This is a genomic window from Streptomyces sp. NBC_00513 (genome assembly GCF_041431415.1).
In the GTDB taxonomy this organism is placed as follows: domain Bacteria; phylum Actinomycetota; class Actinomycetes; order Streptomycetales; family Streptomycetaceae; genus Streptomyces.
On the sequence record NZ_CP107845.1, the window covers coordinates 2,888,110 to 2,907,332 of the forward strand.

15 protein-coding genes and 1 pseudogene are annotated in these 19,223 nt (G+C 71.1%); 4 read left to right on the forward strand and 12 right to left on the reverse strand.

Annotation, left to right across the window (positions count from 1 at the left end):
• Positions 1-20: 20 nt before the first annotated feature.
• Together nadD and OHA84_RS13530 are read right to left on the reverse strand one after the other, a co-directional pair.
• Positions 21-638: a nicotinate-nucleotide adenylyltransferase gene (gene nadD / locus OHA84_RS13525; protein WP_053674979.1), complete on the reverse strand. Its 618-nt coding sequence runs from the start codon at positions 636-638 to the stop codon at positions 21-23.
• A gap of 67 nt (positions 639-705) precedes the next feature.
• Complete coding sequence (locus OHA84_RS13530; RefSeq protein ID WP_199826412.1) at positions 706-873, reverse strand: hypothetical protein; 168 nt, start codon at positions 871-873, stop codon at positions 706-708.
• Between the two features lie 141 nt (positions 874-1,014).
• Here OHA84_RS13530 and OHA84_RS13535 point away from each other — a divergent pair, with 141 nt between their 5' ends.
• The gene (locus OHA84_RS13535) at positions 1,015-2,115 is read left to right on the forward strand and encodes a M48 family metallopeptidase (RefSeq protein ID WP_266974093.1); all 1,101 of its coding nucleotides are present in this window, start codon (positions 1,015-1,017) and stop codon (positions 2,113-2,115) included.
• Here OHA84_RS13535 and OHA84_RS13540 read toward each other — a convergent pair.
• From OHA84_RS13540 to OHA84_RS13570, 7 genes and pseudogenes are all read right to left on the reverse strand, one after another.
• Positions 2,096-3,265: a hypothetical protein gene (locus OHA84_RS13540; protein WP_266971522.1), complete on the reverse strand. Its 1,170-nt coding sequence runs from the start codon at positions 3,263-3,265 to the stop codon at positions 2,096-2,098. The two genes, OHA84_RS13535 and OHA84_RS13540, sit on opposite strands and share 20 nt — an antisense overlap.
• Before the next feature lie 67 nt (positions 3,266-3,332).
• Positions 3,333-3,893, reverse strand: coding sequence for a hypothetical protein (locus OHA84_RS13545; RefSeq protein ID WP_053674975.1), 561 nt, complete (start codon positions 3,891-3,893; stop codon positions 3,333-3,335).
• Between the two features lie 77 nt (positions 3,894-3,970).
• Positions 3,971-5,278: pseudogene (locus OHA84_RS13550) on the reverse strand (glutamate-5-semialdehyde dehydrogenase); the annotation flags it as partial.
• A 120-nt stretch (positions 5,279-5,398) separates the two neighbouring features.
• On the reverse strand, positions 5,399-5,863 hold the full coding sequence (locus OHA84_RS13555) for a hypothetical protein (RefSeq protein WP_053674972.1): 465 nt from the start codon (positions 5,861-5,863) through the stop codon (positions 5,399-5,401).
• A 42-nt stretch (positions 5,864-5,905) separates the two neighbouring features.
• Entirely contained in the window at positions 5,906-7,033 is a 1,128-nt protein-coding gene (gene proB / locus OHA84_RS13560) for a glutamate 5-kinase (protein WP_266971521.1), read from the reverse strand.
• A 97-nt stretch (positions 7,034-7,130) separates the two neighbouring features.
• A complete protein-coding gene (locus OHA84_RS13565) occupies positions 7,131-7,619 on the reverse strand; it encodes a GtrA family protein (protein ID WP_078998316.1) in 489 nt (162 codons plus the stop codon).
• Positions 7,616-8,593 carry a glycosyltransferase family 2 protein gene (locus tag OHA84_RS13570; RefSeq protein ID WP_053674968.1) on the reverse strand — a complete coding sequence of 326 codons (978 nt, stop codon included), beginning with the start codon at positions 8,591-8,593 and terminating at the stop codon, positions 7,616-7,618. Before OHA84_RS13570 ends, OHA84_RS13565 begins: the two co-directional genes overlap by 4 nt.
• Before the next feature lie 161 nt (positions 8,594-8,754).
• On the opposite strand from OHA84_RS13570, the gene OHA84_RS13575 reads away from it, so the two are divergent.
• The 3 genes from OHA84_RS13575 (at position 8,755) to OHA84_RS13585 (ending at position 14,886) form a co-directional block, all read left to right on the forward strand.
• Positions 8,755-11,595 (forward strand): bifunctional glycosyltransferase family 2 protein/CDP-glycerol:glycerophosphate glycerophosphotransferase, encoded by a 2,841-nt coding sequence (locus tag OHA84_RS13575; protein WP_053675040.1) that lies wholly within the window; start codon positions 8,755-8,757, stop codon positions 11,593-11,595.
• Positions 11,596-11,657: 62 nt separating this feature from the next.
• Positions 11,658-12,827 (forward strand): glycosyltransferase, encoded by a 1,170-nt coding sequence (locus OHA84_RS13580; protein WP_266950593.1) that lies wholly within the window; start codon positions 11,658-11,660, stop codon positions 12,825-12,827.
• A gap of 148 nt (positions 12,828-12,975) precedes the next feature.
• Positions 12,976-14,886 (forward strand): glycosyltransferase, encoded by a 1,911-nt coding sequence (locus OHA84_RS13585; RefSeq protein WP_266947498.1) that lies wholly within the window; start codon positions 12,976-12,978, stop codon positions 14,884-14,886.
• Between the two features lie 91 nt (positions 14,887-14,977).
• On the opposite strand, the gene galE is transcribed toward OHA84_RS13585, so the two are convergent.
• The 3 genes from galE to obgE form a co-directional block, all read right to left on the reverse strand.
• Positions 14,978-15,967, reverse strand: coding sequence for a UDP-glucose 4-epimerase GalE (gene galE / locus OHA84_RS13590; RefSeq protein WP_266971519.1), 990 nt, complete (start codon positions 15,965-15,967; stop codon positions 14,978-14,980).
• Between the two features lie 59 nt (positions 15,968-16,026).
• On the reverse strand, positions 16,027-17,646 hold the full coding sequence (locus OHA84_RS13595) for a glycosyltransferase family 2 protein (protein ID WP_266971518.1): 1,620 nt from the start codon (positions 17,644-17,646) through the stop codon (positions 16,027-16,029).
• Between the two features lie 93 nt (positions 17,647-17,739).
• Positions 17,740-19,185 carry a GTPase ObgE gene (obgE, locus tag OHA84_RS13600; protein WP_053674961.1) on the reverse strand — a complete coding sequence of 482 codons (1,446 nt, stop codon included), beginning with the start codon at positions 19,183-19,185 and terminating at the stop codon, positions 17,740-17,742.
• Between the last annotated feature and the right edge of the window lie 38 nt (positions 19,186-19,223).

A 19,223-nucleotide genomic window follows, 5' to 3' on the forward strand; every position in this document is an offset into this window, starting at 1 on the left:
CTCTCTCCGAAACCGGAAGCTCAGGCTCCCCGATACAGCTCACGCTTGTCGATGTAGCGAACGACACCGTCCGGCACCAGATACCAGACGGGATCGCCCTTGGCGACCCGCGCGCGACAGTCGGTGGACGAAATCGCCAGCGCGGGGACCTCCACGAGGGAGACGCCGCCCTCGGGCAGCCCGTCGTCGGTGAGCACATGACCCGGACGAGTGACGCCGATGAAGTGCGACAGCGAGAACAACTCGTCGGCGTTGCGCCAGGTGAGGATCTGCGCGAGGGCGTCGGCGCCGGTGATGAAGAACAGGTCCGCGTCGTCGTTGATCGCCCTGAGGTCCCGCAGGGTGTCGATCGTGTAGGTGGGGCCGCCGCGGTCGATGTCGATGCGGCTCACCGAGAACTGCGGGTTGGAGGCCGTCGCGATGACCGTCATCAGATAGCGGTCCTCGGCGGGCGACACGGCCCGCTGCGACTTCTGCCACGGCTCACCGGTCGGTACGAACACCACCTCGTCGAGGTGGAAGAGGGCGGCCACCTCGCTGGCGGCGACCAAGTGTCCGTGGTGGATCGGGTCGAATGTCCCGCCCATCACGCCGAGCCGGCGCTTGACCGGGCCGGTAGGCATTTCCTGCTCTCCCATGAGCGCAGAGCCTACTGGCCCGGTGAGCCGGCGAGGACCCTCGTTCGAGCGCGTGCGCGAGGCCGGTCTAGCGGTCGCGGTTCAGGCGGGTGGTCACCCAGAGCATCAGCAGCAGGATCACGAACGCGCCGCCACCGGTCAGGTACGGGCTCAGGCTGTCGTGGTTGCCGCCGTGCTCGGCGCCACCCTCCGAGGCGAGAACGACCAGGTTGTGGGCGGTGGTGGAGAGGCTCATCAGGCAGATACCTATCGAGTCGGGGACCGGGCGGAGACTTCGCTCACATCGTATGCGGGGCCCTTGGGCACGCTCACGCCGACTCGGACGTTGGAGAGGATGGACGCAGAAGCGGACAGGTCGATCAAGGGGGAGGGCAAGATGACGGACACCGGTTTCGAGAAGGTGCCGGCGCGGAACCGCAGGAGGTTCCCCGGCATTTCCTCGCGGGCGTACGAACATCCGGCGGACCGCTCGGCGCTGGTCGCGCTGCGCAAGCTGAGCGGCTTCGACACGGTGTTCAAGGCCCTGAGCGGGCTGCTGCCGGAGCGCAGCCTGCGGCTGCTGTTCCTGTCGGAGTCGGTGCGGGTGGGCGAGACCCAGTTCCCGCACCTGCACGGGATGCTGCGGGACGCCTGTTACATCCTGGACCTGGAGAAGGTCCCGCAGATGTACGTGCAGCAGGACCCGAAGCCCAACGCCATGTGCATCGGGCTGGACGAGCCGATCATCGTCGTCACGACGGGGCTCGTCGAACTCCTCGACGAGGAGGAGATGCGGGCGGTCGTGGGCCACGAGGTGGGCCACGCGCTGTCCGGGCACGCCGTCTACCGCACGGTCCTGCTGTTCCTGACGGGTCTGGCGATGAAGGTCGCGTGGATCCCGCTGGGCAATGTGGCGATCATGGCGCTCGTCACCGCGCTGCGGGAGTGGTTCCGCAAGTCCGAGCTGTCGGCGGACCGGGCCGGACTGCTGGTGGGTCAGGACGTGAACGCCTCGATGCGCGGCCTCATGAAGATCGCGGGCGGCAACCACCTGCACGAGATGAACGTGGACGCCTTCCTGGCCCAGGCCGAGGAGTACGAGTCGAGCGGGGACCTGCGCGACTCCGTGCTGAAGATCCTCAACGTGTTGCCGCGTTCGCACCCCTTCACCACGGTCCGCGCGGCCGAGTTGAAGAAGTGGTCGCAGAACCGCGACTACCAGCGGATCATGGACGGCCACTACCCGAGGCGGGACGAGGACAAGGACGCCTCGGTGAGCGACTCCTTCCGGCAGTCCGCCTCGCACTACGCCGACTCGGTGCGCACGAGCAAGGACCCGCTGATGAAGCTCGTCGGCGACCTCGCCGGCGGTGCGGGTGACCTGGGCGGCAAGCTCCGGGACAAGTTCACCGGCGCCGGGGCCGGCGCGGCGAACGGTTCCGCGGGCGCCGGCGAGGGCAAGGGCTCCCCCGGCCGCGCTACGGAACAGCCGGGCTGACGGGGCCGACGGCTGCCGGCGGAGGGTCCTGGGGGTTCGTGGGCGGCGCCAGGATCCCGCAGAGCCCGGCGGTGCGCCGCGGGTGACCGGTGGCGTACGGGTCGCTCGCGGCCGGGCCGACGGTGGTGGGTGCGGCCCCGGCGAGCATCGGCCGGAAGGCCGCCGCGGGCTCGGAGGCGCAGTCCTGGGGGCCTGCCATCACGTAGGCGGAGGCCAGCTCCGCCCGGCGTGCGACGAGGTCCTCGCGGTCGAGCCGCAGCCGCAGTTCCCGCCGGACGGTGAAGAGCGAGGCGCCCTCGGCGGCCGACGGCTGCCGGCCGGCGGAGCGTACGGCGTAGACGAAGGTGTGGTCGGTGGTGACCTCCAGCACCTGGGCGGAGATCTCCTGGTAGGCGAGGCTGCCGCTCACCCGGACCCTGGGGTCGGCCACGGCGGCGACGGCGGGATCGAAGCGCACCAGCCATCCGGTGGCGGCGTGCCGCCCGTCACCGACGGGCGCGGTCATGCTCCGGTCGAACTGCGCGAGCTGGTCGGGGTCGAGCAGCACCCGTACGGGCCGTGAGGCGGTCCCGGCGAGCACGTCCGGGTCCAGCGCCGACTGCACCAGGTAGTCCTTGGCGATGGACAGCGCGGAGACGATCTGGCTCTCGCTGAAATGGTGGGTGCGGCGTACGGCCGGCAGGGTGATCCCGGCCGCTCCGATGCGGTACTCGGCCGCCGGGCTCTTCGCGAACAGGTCGGCCGGGTTCCCGCCGGGCACGACGGTGGTCGGCGCGAGCGGGACGACGGTGGCCGCGAGCGGTTCCGCGGTGGTGCCGGGCGCGGGCACGTACGGGTTGCGCAGGCCCATGTAGACGGCGGCGGCGAAGGCCGTGGCGATGAGGAGCACGAGCAGCAGGCCCTGCCGGGCACCGCGGCTCGGTGCGCCGTCGCGGTGGCCCGAGGAGCCGCCTCCCGACCAGAGGGACCGGCTGCGGACCGCCCGGGCGTGCTCGCCCATGCGTTCCTCGGCGGAGTACTCCTGGAGGCGGGCAGCCCGCACGAAGTCCTCGTCGAACACGACCGACCGGTACTCGTCCGACCGGAACTCGTCATCGCCCTCGCCGATGCCGTCGGGGGCGCCGTTGGGTGGGTCTCCTGGAACGGCCATCGCTTCTCCCCGCTGTCCCCGCTTCAGAGAAGCCCCCGAATCCGGTGAACGCAAGCGGGGCGTACTTTCAGGGTTGGCGGCCGACGGGGTACGTAAACGCTCCGACGCCGGTGACTTCGCGCTGCGGAGTGCTGGCTGGGGCGGGTGCGTGGTCCGCGTCTCCTGAGGCGCTGCGGTACACGGCGCTGAAGGCGAGCGCGATCATTCCGAGGCCCATCACGAAGGCGAGCACCCAGGCGACGGGGCGCAGCCAGGGTGCCCGGCCGCGGTAGGGGCGCATGCTGCCGCCGTAGACCCCGTAAGGCCCTTCCGCGTAGCCGTGGCCGTGGCCGTGGGGGCCGTGTTCCCAGCCGGGCTCGTCGAGGCCGTACCCGTCGGGGTGGCCGTAGGAGTAGCCGTCGTGGTCGTCCTCGGTCGTCCAGCCGCCCGCCACGCGTGCGGCCTCGGCCTCGGCACGCGCCCGGTCGGCGGCCCGCTGACGCTCGGCCGCGCTCGGTTCATGGATCTCGGCGTTCCGGACGAAGGCCTCGTCGAACACCACGGAGGCGAAGTGCTGATCCGCGCCTCCGCGGTCGTCGTCGGGCTCCCCGTCGTCCGGGAACGGCTTGCCCCCCACGTCGTCCGGCACGGGACCAGCGTAGACCTGGGGGGCCGCTTTGGGCAGGGTGTCCGCCGAATTCCGGCCGCCCGGGGTGTGCGGACCGACTACCGGACGTGACCGTCGCCGGTGACGATGTACTTGGTGGAGGTGAGCTCCGGAAGGCCCATCGGGCCCCGGGCGTGCAGCTTCTGCGTGGAGATGCCGATCTCCGCGCCGAAGCCGAACTGACCACCGTCCGTGAAGCGGGTGGAGGCGTTCACCGCCACCGTGGTCGAGTCGACCAGTTGGGTGAAGCGGCGCGCGGCGGCCTGCGAGGTGGTGACGATCGCCTCGGTGTGCCCCGAGGTCCAACGGCGGATGTGCGTGACGGCGTCGTCGAGGGAGTCCACGACGGCCGCGGCGATGTCGTAGGACAGGTACTCGGCCGCCCAGTCCTCGTCGGTGGCGGGCAGTGCGGTGACCTTGGTCCCTTCGGCGTACGCGAGGACCTCGCCGTCGCCGTGGACGGTCACTCCGGCGTCCGCGAGGGCGTCGAGGGCGAGCGGCAGGAACGCGGCGGCGATGTCCCGGTGGACGAGGAGGGTCTCGGCGGAGTTGCAGACCGAGGGGCGCTGCGCCTTGGAGTTGACGAGGATGTCCACGGCCATGCCGAGGTCGGCCTGGGCGTCGACGTAGACGTGGCAGTTGCCCGTGCCGGTCTCGATGACCGGGACGATGGACTCCTCGACGACGGTCTTGATGAGCGAGGCTCCGCCGCGCGGGATCAGCACGTCGACGAGGCCGCGGGCGCGCATCAGCTCGCGGACGGAGTCGCGGGACTCGCCGGGGACGAGCTGGATGGCGTCGGCGGGCAGTCCGGCGGACTCGATGGCGTCCCGGAGGATGGCGACGAGGGCGCTGTTGGAGGCGTAGGCGGAGGAACTGCCGCGCAGCAGCACGGCGTTGCCGGACTTGAGGCAGAGCGCGGCGGCGTCGACGGTGACGTTGGGGCGGGCCTCGTAGATGATGCCGACGACGCCGAGCGGTACCCGGATCTGGCGGAGGTCGATGCCGTTGGGGAGGGTGGAGCCGCGGACGACCTCGCCGACGGGGTCGGGGAGGGCGGCCACGTCGCGGACGTCGGAGGCGATGGCGGCGACGCGCTCGGGGGTCAGGGTGAGGCGGTCGATGACGGTCTCGCTCGTGCCCGCCTCCCTGGCCTTGTCGGTGTCGAGGGCGTTGGCCTCGACGATCTCCGCGGTACGGGCCTCCAGCGCGTCCGCGATGGCCAGGAGGGCCGTGTCCTTGGCGGACCGCGGGAGTGGGGCGATGGCTGCGGCGGCCGTCCGGGCGGCTTGCGCGGTGGCGATCACGGGGGAGGCTGCGGTGGCGTCGTCGAGCGAGGTCATGCGGCCCAGGGTATGCCCCGGTCCGGGCCGGGCCGACGGGGTTTCACCCCGCGAGACGGCCCACTGCGCGACGGGCCACCCCGGGGCGGCCGGCTCGCGGGCCGGTCCGGCTCGCGGGGGCCCTCCCCGGGCCCGTCCTCGCGCTCAGTAGGGGTGCACGCCCACCGGGTGGGCCGGGGGCGGGCCGTAGCCCTCCGCCACGCGTTGGTGGTAGGTCGCGCGGTCGATGACCTCCAGGCCGACGATCTCCCAGGGCGGAAGCTGCGCCGAGGACCGGTGCTCGCCCCAGAGCCGCAGGGCGACGGCGGCCGCGTCGTGCAGGTCGCGGGCTTCCTCCCAGTACCGGATCTCGGCGTGGTCGTCGGCGTACCGGCTGGTCAGCAGGAAGGGATGGTCGTGGGCGAGCTGTTCCAGCCCGCGCCGGACCTCGGACAACGGCGCCGGCTTGCCGGAGACGCTCAGGGTGACGTGCCAGAGGCGAGAGGTGTCCGGCCCGTCCCCGTTGCCGCCCCCGCCAACGCCGCCGTCACCGTCCCCGGTGCCGACGCTGGTCAGCGCTCGTCTCACCAGCCGCCTCCTGTCTGCGCTACGCGTGTCCGCCCCCCACAGTTGACCAGTCCTCGGCCGGACGCGCGGCGGTTTTGCCGAACCTCAGCCCTGCAGCAGGACCAGATCGTCACGATGGACGACCTCCCGCTCGTACGCGGGTCCGAGCTCCCGCGCGAGCTCGCGAGTGGAGCGGCCGAGGAGCTGCGGGAGTTCCTTGGCATCGAAGTTGACCAGCCCCCTGGCCACGGCGCGACCGTCGGTGGCGCGCAGTTCGACCGGGTCCCCGGCGACGAAGTCACCCTCGACGCCGGCGATGCCTGCGGCCAGCAGGGAACTGCCGCGTTCGGTGACGGCGCGCACCGCCCCGTCGTCCAGTACGAGGTGCCCCTGGGGGGTGGAGGCGTGTTGGAGCCAGAGCAGCCGGTCCGCCGAGCGGCGGCCCGTGGAGTGGAAGAGGGTGCCCGTGCCGCGCCCGGCGAGGGCGTCGGTGGCCTGGCTGGCGGAGGTGAGGACGACGGGGATGCCGGCGGCCGCCGCGATGCGGGCGGCCTCGACCTTGGTGACCATGCCGCCGGTGCCCACGCCCGCCTTGCCGGCGCTGCCGATGGAGACGTGCGCGATGTCCTCGGGGCCGTGCACCTCGTCGATGCGGGTGGTGCCGGGGAGCGAGGGGTCGCCGTCGTAGAGGCCGTCCACGTCGGACAGCAGCACGAGCAGGTCGGCGCGGACGAGGTGGGCGACCAGGGCGGCGAGCCGGTCGTTGTCGCCGAACCGGATCTCGTCCGTGGCGACGGTGTCGTTCTCGTTGACGACCGGGAGCGCGCCCATGGCGAGGAGCTGGTCCAGCGTCCGGTAGGCGTTGCGGTAGTGCGCGCGCCGGCTGGTGTCGTCGGTGGTCAGGAGGACCTGGCCGACGCGGACGCCGTAGCGGGCGAAGGACGCGGTGTACCGGGCGACGAGCAGGCCCTGTCCGACGCTGGCGGCGGCCTGCTGGCGGGCCAGGTCGGTGGGTCGGCGGCGCAGGCCCAGCGGGGAGAGTCCGGCGGCGATGGCGCCGGAGGAGACCAGGACGATCTCCTTCTCGCCGCCGCTGCGGGCCTTGGCCAGTACGTCGACCAGGGCGTCCACCCGGTCGGCGTCGAGCCCGCCGGTGGCGGTGGTCAGGGAGGAGGAGCCGACCTTGACCACGATCCTGCGGGCGTCCACGACGCTCTGCCTAGCCGCTGACACGTCTGTCCCCTTGCCCCTTGCCTGATGTTCCCGGCGCCTTGCCGCAGGTGCCGGGAACTCAATCTACGGGGTGGCCCTTCGGGGCCGCGCGCGGGTTTCAGAGGGTGGACGGACCGCGGACCGGCTCGGCTTCCGCCGCGGCCGCGGCGCCCGGGACCAGGATCTTGCGGGACAGCAGGAAGGTGAACGGGATGGCCACGACGGCCGCCACGAGCGGGGCGATCCGGTCGTCCATGCCGGCCCACTGCACCAGGGCGAACAGGCCGACCGACTGGATCACGTAGTTGGTGATGTTCGTCAGCGGGAAGAGCGCGAACTTCTTCCACGTGGGCCGGGTCCGGTAGGTGAAGTAGGTGTTCATGAAGAACGAGCCGACCATCGACAGCAGGAAGGCGAGCGTGTACGCGGCGAAGTACGGCATCCACGGGTGCAGGAGCAGGTAGATGCCGAAGAAGGTCACGGTGTTGACGCCGCCCACCAGGGCGAAGCGGACGATCTGCCCCAGCTGTTCCCGTCGGGTGCTCCGGGGCGCCGGGGCGCTCCCGGTCACCGGGGGGTGACCGGGGGCGGGGACGTTCGAGGTCATCGGCGGCTGCGCTCCGAGATCACGGCTTCGGAGACGCCGGGCACCCGCTCCGCGCCGTGCGCTTCCTTGACCAGGAAGTGCGGGCGGCGCTTGGACTCGTAGTAGATGCGGCCGATGTACTCGCCGATCAGCCCAAGCATGATCATCTGTACGCCACCCAGGCCTGTGATGAGCGCCACGAGCGTGACGTAACCCGGGGACTCGACCCCGTACGTGATCGCCATCACGGTGGTCCACAGGGCGTAGAGGCCGGTGAGTGCGACCAACGACACGCCGAGCCAGATCCCGATCCGGAGCGGACGGTTGTTGAAGGAGATCAACCCGTCCATGCCGTAGTTCAGCAGGGCGCCGAACTTCCACTTCGTCTCGCCGGCCTCGCGCTGGGCGTTGCGGTAGTCGAAGTGGACCGTGTCGAAGCCGATCCAGGAGAAGAGTCCCTTGGAGAAGCGGTTGTACTCGGGGAGCGCGAGCAGGGCGTCCACGGCGGGGCGCGAGAGCAGCCGGAAGTCTCCGACCCCGTCGGTGAGCTCGACGTCCACCCAGCGGTTGACGCCTCGGTAGTACATGCGGCTGAGGGCGGAACGGACCTTCTTGTCGCCCTCGCGGGTGCGGCGCGCGATGACCTGGTCGTGCCCCTGCCGGTAGTGCTCGAGCATGGTGGCGATGAGCTCCGGCGGGTGCTGGAGGTCCGCGTCCATGATCACCACGGCGTCGCCGGTGGCCTCGCGCAGCCCGGCGAGCATGCCCGACTCCTTGCCGAAGTTCCGGCTGAAGGAGACGTAGCGCGTCTGGTCCCCGTACTCCGCGGCGATCTTGCGAAGTTTCTCCAGCGTGCCGTCCCGGCTACCGTCATCGACGTAGCAAACCTCGTACTCGATGGGCAGGGCGTCGAGAACCCTGCGGATCTCTGCGTCGAAGCGGTCGATGACGGCTTCTTCGTTGTAGCAAGGAACAACTACGGACAGCTTGGTCATGAACACTTCCTGCCGGATCCGAACGGGTGATTGTCGACGACTGACTCGACACCACCGCCTCTTGAGAAGTATGCACGGCCGAGCCGCGCTGCCCGAGTCGAGTGCCGCACACGGTAGCTTTGTCGGGATAAACGCAATGGAACAAAGGGATCGAGGTGCACGTGCCTGACGTCTCCGTGGTCGTCATCGTCTACAACGACGCAGAGCGTCTGCCGACAGCCGTCCAGTCGGTTTTGGACCAGACCCTGCACGGGGTCGAAGTCGTGATCGTGGACGACTGCAGCAAGGACCGTTCCTTCGAGGTCGCCAAGGAACTCGAAGCAGCGCACCCGGGGCGGGTGCGTGCCTACCAGTTGCCCGAGAACAGCGGCGCCGGCGGCGAGCCCCGCAACGTCGGCATCGGCCATGCCGAGGGCCGCTACGTCATGTTCCTGGACAGCGACGACGTCCTTGAGGTGAACGCCTGCCGCAACATGCTGGAGGCCGCCGAGCGGACGGACGCCGACATCGTCTCGGGGCTGTGCGTGCGGGTCCACAAGGACACCCGCAACCAGAAGCGCGACGAGTGGTACGCGTGGCTGTACCGCACCACCCGCACCCTGAACTCGGTCAGCGAGCTGCCGGACCTGTTCGTGTGGGACACGCTGTCCACGAACAAGTGCTACCGCCGCGACTTCCTCCTCGACAACAACCTCCTCTTCCCGAAGGGGATGCTGTACGAGGACCTGATGTTCATCGCCGAGGCCTACCTCGCCGCGAAGAAGATCACCCTCATCCCGAACCAGGTGTACTTCTGGAACGTCTACGCGCAGGCCAAGGTCAAGTCCGTGACCAACCGCCGGCACGAGATGACCAACTACATCCACCGGCTGGAGATCCACCGGCGGATCGACGCCCTCCTGGCGCAGCGCGGCATGACCGAGATGCAGACGGCCAAGGACGTCAAGTTCCTCAAGCACGACCTCGTGCTGCACCTGCGTGACCTGCCGTTCCGCGACGAGTCCTACCGGCGCGAGTTCGCCGAGCTCTCCCGCGGCTACCTGGAGGGTCTCGACCGCGAGGCGTACACCCGGGTCCAGCCCATCCAGGCCATCTGCGCCTACCTGCTCCAGCAGGGCGACTGGGACAACCTGCTGCCCGCCGTGGACACCCTGACCCACCGGAACAAGGTGTCCTCCCCGCTCGCCAAGAAGGACGGCCGGATCTACTGGTGCGCCGAGCACCTCGACGACGAGTTCGCCCGCAGCGTGCTCGACGTCACGGACCTCGGCTACCACCAGAAGCCGATCCGGGAACTGTTCCTGCGCAACGAGCTGACGCGCTACGCGGAGGCCGAGGGCACCGTGCGGCTCGCGGGCCGCATCACCAACCCGCTGGGTGTCATCAGGCCCGAGGCGAAGATCAAGGGCCAGGTCGAGTTCCGGGCCCGCCGCCGCAGCCTGCAGACGTTCAACTTCCCCGTGAAGGCGCTGCGCAACGAGGGCAGCATCATCTCCTGGGAAGCCGACGTCGACCTCAGTGCCAAGCTCCGTCCGCTGGGCATCATCGACTCCGTCTGGGACGTCCGCGTCATCCTGGACGTCGACGGCGCGAAGACCAACACGCGCCTGACCATCGGTGAGAGCGAGCTCGGCAGCGGTCTGCTGCCCGTCAAGCCGCGCCTGACCCGTCTGGTCGCGGACCACATCGAGCCGCAGCCCACGGCCAAGGGCCACCTGGCCTTCAGGCTGGTCTCCGCCCGGCACGACAACGAGCGGATCGAGGAACTGATCCAGAGCGCCGTGCGCGGCAGGCCCGGCAAGCTGGCCAAGGCCGGCTACCGCCGGGCCAAGGAGCTGCGCAAGACGCTGACCTCGGAGAAGACCAAGCTGCGCCTCTTCCACGAGGTCTACGGCCGGCTGCCGGTGAAGAAGCGCACCATCGTCTTCGAGAGCATGCTCGGCAAGCAGTACAGCGACAGCCCGCGCGCCATCTACGAGGAGATGCGCAGCCGCGGTCTGGAGTTCGAGGCGTTCTGGTCGTACGCGGGCAGCCCGAAGGACTTCCCCGCGGACGCCCATCTGGTGCGCCGCTGGTCGCTGCCCTACCTGAAGGCGCTGGCCCGGGCGGAGTTCTGGGTGGACAACCAGAGCTACCCGCTGAAGCTCGCCAAGCGGCCCGACACCACGTACATCCAGACCTGGCACGGGTCCGCGCTCAAGAAGATGGGCTTCGACCAGCCCGGTCTGAAGGCGGCCACGCACGCGCAGCAGGCCGCGGAGGAGAGGCACCTGAGCCGCTTCGACCACTTCGTGTGCCGCTCGGAGCACGACGTGCGGACCCTCGCGAAGGCCTTCCGGATCGGCGAATCGAAGCTGCTGCGGGTGGGTTACCCGCGCAACGACGCGCTCGTGCGGGCCCGGCAGGCCGAGGTCGCGCCGGACGGGCGCCGCGAGCGCGGTGCGCTGGCCGCCGAGCTCGGCATTCCCGCCGACAAGAAGGTCCTGTTGTACGCGCCGACGTTCCGTACGCCGGGTGCGTTCCCGATGCCGTTCGACGTGGAGAAGTTCACCGAGGAGTTCGGTGATCAGTACGTCCTGCTCGTCCGGGCGCACTACCTCAACCACGTGGTGCTGCCGCCGACGGCCAAGGGCAAGGTCATCGACGTGTCCGCGCGGCACGACGTGATGCCGCTGATGGAGCTGTCCGACGCGCTGATCACGGACTACTCCTCCGTGATGTTCGACTACGCGCTGCTGGACCGGCCGATCCTCTTCTTCGCGTACGACTACGACTCGTACGTGCACGAGGAGCGCGGCACCTACTTCGACCTGGTGGAGCACGCCCCGGGCCCGGTGTTCCGGACCGAGGAGGAGTTCCACGACGTCCTGAAGAGCCTCGACGCGGCGCAGGACCCGCACGCCGAGGCCCGCAAGCGCTTCGTGGCCGAGTTCGGCGAGTACGACCGGGGCAACGCCGCCGAGCGGATCGTCGACACGTTCTTCTCCGGGTGGAGCCGCTGATGTCCGAGGTGATCGAGACGACGACCGTGACGAACCCCGCGACCGCGACGACGGGGGCTGTGATGACCGGTACGAACGACGGCCGACCCCGGGACATCTTCCTGGTCTCCAACAGCGTGGACGAGCTGGGCGGCATCACCAGCTGGTCCCACCAGATGGCCCGGATCTTCTCGGAGCGCGGACACACCGTCCACGTGGTGGGCATCGTGCCGGCCCCCGAGGGGCGGCGCGCCGACCTGGGCGAGGACCTGCCGTACCGCACCACCACCCTGTACGACGAGCACCCGCCCTCCATCAAGGCCCTCAGGGGTCTCAAGGGCAAGCTCGACATCATCGAGCGCCGGCGCCGGGCCGCACGCGACGCGGGCATGCGGGCGCAGGCCGCGAAGCTGACCGCGCTGTTCCGGGCGGCCCGCCCGGGGGCCGTGGTCATCGTGAGCCAGGTCTGGGCGATGGAGTGGGTGGCCATGGCGGACACCTCCGGTCTCAAGCTCGTCGGCATGAGCCACGAGTCCTTCGAGACCTGCCGCAGGTCCTCCCGGTTCGGGCGGGTCAAGCGGTTCTACAAGAACGTGGACCGGATGCTGGCCCTCACCCGCGAGGACGCGGACCTGTGGATCCGCCAGCGGATGGACAACGTGGGCTCCATGCCGAACCCGCTGCCGTTCTTCCCCGAGGAGCCGTCCCCGCGGACCGCCAAGCGCGTGGTCAGCATCGGCCGGCTGCACGAGGAGAAGGGCGTGGACATGCTCCTCGACTCCTGGGCGGAGGTGGCGCCGAAGCACCCCGGGTGGGTGCTGACGCTCTACGGCTCCGGTCCGGAGGAGGAGGCGCTGAAGAAGCAGTGCGCCCAGCTGGGGATCTCCTCCTCGGTGGAGTGGATGGGTCGCACCTCCGACGTGCCGGGCGCGTTGCGCGACAGCGCGGTGTTCGCCCTGTCCTCGCGCGGTGAGGGTTTCCCCCTCGCCCTGATGGAGGCCATGGCGACCGCGGTGCCCTGCGTCGCCTTCGACGTGGCCCCCGGTGTCCACGAGATCATCACGGACGGGGTCAACGGCCTCATCGCCCCGCCCGGGAACACCGGCGAGTTCGGCCGCCGCCTGGACGCGCTGATGTCCGACCGCGAGCTGCGCGACCGGATGGGCGAGCAGGCCCGCGAGGACATCCAGCGGTACTCCACGGAGGAGATCAGCAGGCGCTGGGAGGAGCTCTTCACGCTGCTGCACCGCTGACCCGCGGGCAGAGCGCGAACAGCGGGAACAGCGGAGCAGGACGACGGGCCATCACCCTTTTCGGTGGTGGCCCGTCCACGTACCCTCGACGGAGGGGCAAGAGGCCGCCGAGCAGCCGATGTCATCCAGCCGATCCGAGGAACCGCCCATGGGCTCCCGCGCGAGCGTCAGCGTCGTCATACCCGTGCACAACACCCGGCGCTACCTGCGGCGCTGCTTCGACTCGGTGGCCGCCCAGACCCTTACGGCGGACCGGATCGAGGTCATCGCCGTGGACGACGGCTCGACCGACGGCTCCGGGGACTGGCTGGACACCTGGGCGGCGCGGCACCCGAACACCACCGTGATCCACCAGGCCGCCTCCGGTGGCGCCGGGAAGCCGCGCAACGTCGGGATCGACGCGTCGAGCGGCGACTTCCTGTTCTTCCTCGACTCGGACGACTACCTGGGCCCGGAGGCCTTGGAGCGGCTGGTCCGGATGGCCGAGGAGCAGGACTCCGACGTGGTGTACGGGCGGATCGTCGGGGTCAACGGGCGGGCCGCCCCGGTGGACCTGCGCACCACCAGCCCCGAGGTCTCCCTCCACGACTCCCCCGTGTACTGGACGCTCGCCGCCTACAAGCTGTGGCGCCGCAGTCTGGTCGACGCGCACCGGTTGCGGTTCACCGAGGGCCGGCTGCTCGGCGAGGACCTCCCGTTCGGCGCGCACGCCCTGCTGCACGCCCGCCGGATATCGGTGGTGGCCGATCACGACTGCTACTACCTGGAGGGCCGCGGCGACGGCACGAACGCCACGCAGCAGGACGTCGACTGGGTGGCGCAGCTGGCCTACGTCGGCGGGATCCTGGAGATGGTGGCCGATCACGTGCCGGCCGGTCCCGAGCGGGACAAGCTCATGGAGCGCCATTTCCACGGCGAGGTGCTGAGCATGTTCGCCGAGCCGTACCTGGCCCGGGACGAGGCGGGCCGCGAGGCGATGGTCCGGGCGGCCGAACCGCTCGTCGAGACCTACCTGACCGAGCGGATCAGCGCCGCGTTGCCGCCCCGGCTGCGGCTGCGCGCCCATCTGATCAAGGCGGGTCGTACCCGCGAGCTGACCGCCGTCGTCACCGCCGACACCGCGGACGCTCTGGGTCCCGCCGTGATCGAGGGCGGTCGCGCCTTCGCCGCGTACCCGTTCTTCCGGGCCCCCGGCGCCGGTCTCCCCGACGAGCTGTACGACCTCACCTCGCGGGTGGTGCTGCGGCAGGAGCTGGCCTCGTACAGCTGGGACGGTCCAGTGCTGCGGCTGCGCGGGACGGCCCGGCTCGACGGCATGGGCGGGGCCGCGGCGCAGGAGGTGGCGCTGCTGCTGCGGCGGCAGGGCCACACCATCCGGATACCGGCGGCGCGGACCGACGAGCGGGGTGGTTACGAGGCGGCGGTGGACGTCAACCGGGCCGCCGAGGGCCTCCGGCTCGATGACGGCATATGGACCGTACGGGTCGCGGTGGCGGCGGGCTCCCTCGTCAAGGAGGCCTGGCTGCCGAGGCCGAAGGCCGCCGAGTACGACGCCGCCCCGGTGCCCCGGATCGTGCACGGCACGCCCGGGGAGCCGCCGCAGGCCGCGACGGTGTTCCACTCCGAGGCGCACCAGCACGTCAACCTCGACCTGGGCGCCACCCGGATACCCCTGGCCGCCGACGCGCGCGGCACGGCCGCCGCCCGGGTCGTGCGCGCCCCGGTCCTGGAGGCGACGGCGACCATACCGGGCTGGCCGGCGGACGCCCCGGTGGACTTCGTCCTGCACGCGCCGGGCCGGGCCCCGTTCACCACTCCGGCGGTGGGCGGCACCGATCCGGACGGTCGGCTGCGGGTGCGCACGGAGGTGCGGGGCGTGCCGGAGGGCGAGTGGCAGGTTCGGCTGCGGATACGGGACCAGGGGTTCAGCCGGGAGCTGCCGGTGCACGCGGCGGACGGGGCCGCGCTCACCGTACGGGTACCGCTGCCGTTGCACCGCCGGCTCGGTCGGCACGCCCGCCGGACGGTCTCGCGGATCGTGCGCGCGCCGGCCCGCTGAAACGCGCACCGGCCCGCCGCCCGGGTGATCGGGGCGGCGGGCCGGTGGCATGCTCAAAGCAGAGTGCGGGGCCCTGGGAGACGACAGGGCCTTAGCGCTGCGCGGTCACCTTGTTGGCCTGCCAGCCCGCCCACGCCGAGGTGATCATCTCGCGGACGTCGTGGCGGGCCTTCCAGCCCAGCTCCGCGGCGATCCTGTCGGCGGAGGCCACCACCTTCGCCGGGTCACCGGGACGGCGCGGGGTGACCACCGGCGCGAGGTCGTTGCCGGTGTTGGCGTTCAGCATCTCGACCATCTCGCGGACGGAGACGCCCTCGCCGCGGCCGATGTTGACGGTGAGGTCCTTGTACTCGCCCTGGGCGCCCCACTCGGCGAGCCTGCGGGCCGCCACCACGTGGGCGTCCGCGAGGTCCTCGACGTGGATGTAGTCGCGGATGCAGGTGCCGTCCGGGGTCGGGTAGTCGTCGCCGAAGATGCGGGCGCCCTCACCGGCCTCGTAGCGCTCGAACACCATCGGGACGAGGTTGAAGACCCCGGTGTCCGCGAGTTCGGGGGTGGCGGCGCCCGCCACGTTGAAGTAGCGCAGGCAGGCGGTGGAGATGCCGTGCGCCTTGCCGGCGGCGCGGACGAGCCACTCGCCGGTGAGCTTGGTCTCGCCGTACGGGCTCAGGGGCAGGCAGGGGGTGTCCTCGGTGACCAGGTCCACGTCGGGCATGCCGTAGACGGAGGCGGAGGAGGAGAAGAGGAAGTTGCGGATGCCGGCCTCGGCCACGGCCTGGAGCAGCACCGTGAGGCCCTGCACGTTCTCGTGGTAGTAGTACAGCGGCTTCTCGACGGACTCGCCGACCTGCTTCTTGCCGGCGAGGTGCACCACGCCGGTGATCCGGTGCTCGGCGAGGGTCTTGTCCAGGAGCGGCCGGTCCAGCACCGAGCCGATGACCAGCGGGACGCCGTCCGGGACGCGGTTCTCGTTGCCCGTGGACAGGTCGTCGAGGACGACGACCTCCTCCCCCGCGAGCCGCATCGCGCGGACGACGTGCGAGCCGATGTATCCGGCGCCACCGGTGATCAGAAAAGTCATGCCGTGTTCTCCCGAGTCCTGTCCGATTCCGCCGGCCGTCTGCGACCGGTGTCCCTCTGTCAGCTCGACCGCAGGCCTGCCCTGACCCGGCCGAGGCGGTTGCGTACGAGGCTCATGGCCCCGAACGCGCCCGGCGCGAGCCGCACGCCCAGTGATCCCGCGGCCGTGCGGTACGGCTGCGCCAGCAGAACACCGTACCGGCTGCTGGGCAGCGCCCGACGTCGCAGCAGGTCGTCGAGGGGGCGCGGCGGGATCACGAGGGAGCTTCCGTCCGCACACCGCACTCCGATCCGCACACCCCACGCCTGCATGCCGCGTCCGCCGCGTCGTCGTCCGGCCTCCGCGAGCGCGGTGAGCCGGAACGGCAGCTCGGCGGTCCAGCCGTCCCCGTCGGTCGCGGGGGTCAGCTCCACGGGTTCGCCGAGGACCGGTTCCCCGCCCGAGCGCGCCTGGAAGTCCAACCACGCGGTGCGCGGCCCGGCGGCGGCGAGCCGTCCGTACATGTCGTGGACGCGGATCCGCAGGCCCGCGGTTCCGCTCGGGCGGGCGTCGACGGTGACGGGGAGTTCCCCGGTCGGCAGCGTCGCCATGCCGTCCAGCTCCACGGGGAGCTCCTCGCTCCACACGGGCAGCCCGTCCGGGGTGCTCGCGTACGGCGGCAGCAGCCGCGGGGGCTCGGCGGCGAAGCGGGTCAGCCGTTCCACGTCGGCGGGCGGCTTCGGGGTGGCCCGCAGCAGTCGTACGATCCAGCGCGCGTGCGCCCCGGCGGCCTCGACGACGGCGTCCGTGAAGCCGTCGAGGTAGTCGCGCGTCGCGGTCCACCAGGCGGCCTGGTAGTCGGGGTCGTCGCCGAGTTCCCGCAGGTACATGCGCAGGTCGTACTCCAGGAACTTGACCTGGCAGGCGTGGCCCAGTGCCGGGGAGGCGGCGGCGAGGGTCCGGGCCGCGGTGCGGTGCGCCTCGATCCTGGAGAGCCAGTTGGCGACGTCCTCGCGGTCGAGGGAGATCGACACCTGGGCGGCGGACCGGCGCACGTGCCAGACGTAGACGAGGTCGTCGATCACGGCGACGCGGGGCGCGGCGGCCAGGACGCGGGCGGTGAAGACGAAATCCTCGTAGACGAAGCGGCCGTCGGGGAAGCGGATGTCGTGCTCGTCGAGGAAGGCGCGCGCGTAGAGCTTGTTGACGCAGAGGGTGTCGCGGACCAGTTCGGGCCGGTCGGCGGGCCGCTCGATGACGTCGCCCGGCGTGTACAGCCCCGGTACCCAGGGCACGTCCTGATGCTGCGGCAGTTCGCGTCGTACGCACGCGCCGACCGTCACCGGTGCGCGGTGCCGTTCGGCGGCCCGTACGAGGGCGTCCGCCGCGCCGGGCGGCAGAACGTCGTCGCTGTCGAGGAAGAGGACGTACGGGGCGGTCGCGGCCGCGATCCCGTCGTTGCGCGGGGTCCCGCAGCCGCCGCTGTTCTCCGTGCGGTGCAGGACCTTCAGGCGGGGGTGGCGGGCGGCCAGCTCGTCCAGGACCCGGCCGGTGTCGTCGGACGAGGCGTCGTTGACCGCGATGATCTCGTCGACCACCGGGCCCTGGTCGAGAGCCGAGGAGACGGCCTCGCCCACGAGCCCGGCGTCGTTGTACGCGATCACCACGACGGAGACGGTGGCGGGATTGATGCTGGTCACCCGCTGGATCCTAGGCGACCCGGGTAAAGGTCGCCTCAAGACCCCTGTCGGACCCTTGACCGCGGCGGGCCGCCGTCAGGATCCGGACATGTCCTAGAACGGCCGGAACTCGTCGTACTCCTGCTGGGCGGAGTCGCCGCGCTTGGCGTCCTTCTCCTTGCGGCGCGTGGTGGCCGGGCGCGGTGCGTCCAGGCGGTGGTCCTCGCCTCGGCGGCCCAGCATCTCGGCGCCGGCCATGACGGTCGGCTCCCAGTCGAAGACGACGGAGTTCTCGTCGGAGCCGATGGCGACGCCGTCACCGGCGCGGGCGCCGGCCTTCTTCAGCGCCTCCTCGACGCCGAGCCGGGCGAGGCGGTCGGCGAGGTAGCCGACGGCCTCGTCGTTGTTGAAGTCGGTCTGGCGGACCCAGCGCTCGGGCTTCTCGCCGCGCACCTGGTAGACGTCCTCGACCTCGTCGTAGGTGACGGTGAAGCCGGAGTCGTCGACGGCCTTCGGACGGATGACGATGCGGGTCGCCTCCTCCTTCGGCTTGCGGGAGCGGGCCTTGGCGATGACCTCGGCGAGGAAGTACGAGAGCTCCTTGAGGCCCGTACGGGACACCGCGGAGACCTCGAAGACCTTGTAACCGCGTGCCTCCAGGTCGGGGCGCACCATGTCGGCGAGGTCCTGGCCGTCCGGGATGTCGACCTTGTTGAGGACGACGAGGCGGGGCCGCTTCTCCAGTCCGCCGCCGTACAGCCGCAGCTCTTCCTCGATGACGTCGAGGTCGGCGAGCGGGTCGCGGTCCGACTCCAGGGTGGCGGTGTCGAGCACGTGCACGAGGATCGAGCAGCGCTCGACGTGGCGCAGGAACTCCAGGCCGAGGCCCTTGCCCTGGCTCGCGCCGGGGATCAGGCCCGGGACGTCGGCGATCGTGTAGACCGTCGAACCGGCCGTGACGACGCCCAGGTTCGGGACCAGGGTGGTGAAGGGGTAGTCCGCGATCTTCGGCTTGGCCGCGGAGAGGACCGAGATCAGCGAGGACTTGCCGGCGCTCGGGAAGCCGACCAGCGCCACGTCGGCGACGGTCTTGAGCTCCAGGACGATGTCCCCGGTGGTGCCGGGGACGCCGAGGAGGGCGAAGCCGGGCGCCTTGCGGCGGGCCGAGGAGAGCGCCGCGTTGCCGAGGCCGCCGCGGCCGCCCTCACCGGCGACGTAGGTGGTGCCCTGGCCGACGAGGTCGGCGAGGACGTTGCCCTCCTTGTCGAGGACGACGGTGCCGTCCGGCACGGGCAGGATCAGGTCCTGGCCGTCCTTGCCGGAACGGTTGTCGCCGGCGCCGGGCTGACCGTTGGTGGCCTTGCGGTGCGGGCTGTGGTGGTAATCCAGCAGGGTGGTGATCGCCTGCTCCACCACGAGGATGACGTCGCCGCCGCGGCCGCCGTTTCCGCCGTCGGGGCCGCCGAGCGGCTTGAACTTCTCCCGGTGAACGGAGGCGCAGCCGTGGCCCCCGTTACCCGCGGCGACGTGCAGCTCGACGCGGTCCACGAAGGTGGTCATGGGTGTTCCTCCAGATACATACGGGAATGTCCCGGGCA

Coding starts and splice junctions, on each gene's coding strand:
- nadD (WP_053674979.1), bottom strand. CDS start 638: ATGGGAGAGCAGGAAATGCCTACCGGCCCGGTCAAGCGCCGGCTCGGC.
- OHA84_RS13530 (WP_199826412.1), bottom strand. CDS start 873: ATGAGCCTCTCCACCACCGCCCACAACCTGGTCGTTCTCGCCTCGGAG.
- OHA84_RS13535 (WP_266974093.1), top strand. CDS start 1,015: ATGACGGACACCGGTTTCGAGAAGGTGCCGGCGCGGAACCGCAGGAGG.
- OHA84_RS13540 (WP_266971522.1), bottom strand. CDS start 3,265: ATGGCCGTTCCAGGAGACCCACCCAACGGCGCCCCCGACGGCATCGGC.
- OHA84_RS13565 (WP_078998316.1), bottom strand. CDS start 7,619: ATGACCTCGAACGTCCCCGCCCCCGGTCACCCCCCGGTGACCGGGAGC.
- OHA84_RS13570 (WP_053674968.1), bottom strand. CDS start 8,593: ATGACCAAGCTGTCCGTAGTTGTTCCTTGCTACAACGAAGAAGCCGTC.
- OHA84_RS13580 (WP_266950593.1), top strand. CDS start 11,658: ATGACCGGTACGAACGACGGCCGACCCCGGGACATCTTCCTGGTCTCC.
- OHA84_RS13585 (WP_266947498.1), top strand. CDS start 12,976: ATGGGCTCCCGCGCGAGCGTCAGCGTCGTCATACCCGTGCACAACACC.
- galE (WP_266971519.1), bottom strand. CDS start 15,967: ATGACTTTTCTGATCACCGGTGGCGCCGGATACATCGGCTCGCACGTC.
- obgE (WP_053674961.1), bottom strand. CDS start 19,185: ATGACCACCTTCGTGGACCGCGTCGAGCTGCACGTCGCCGCGGGTAAC.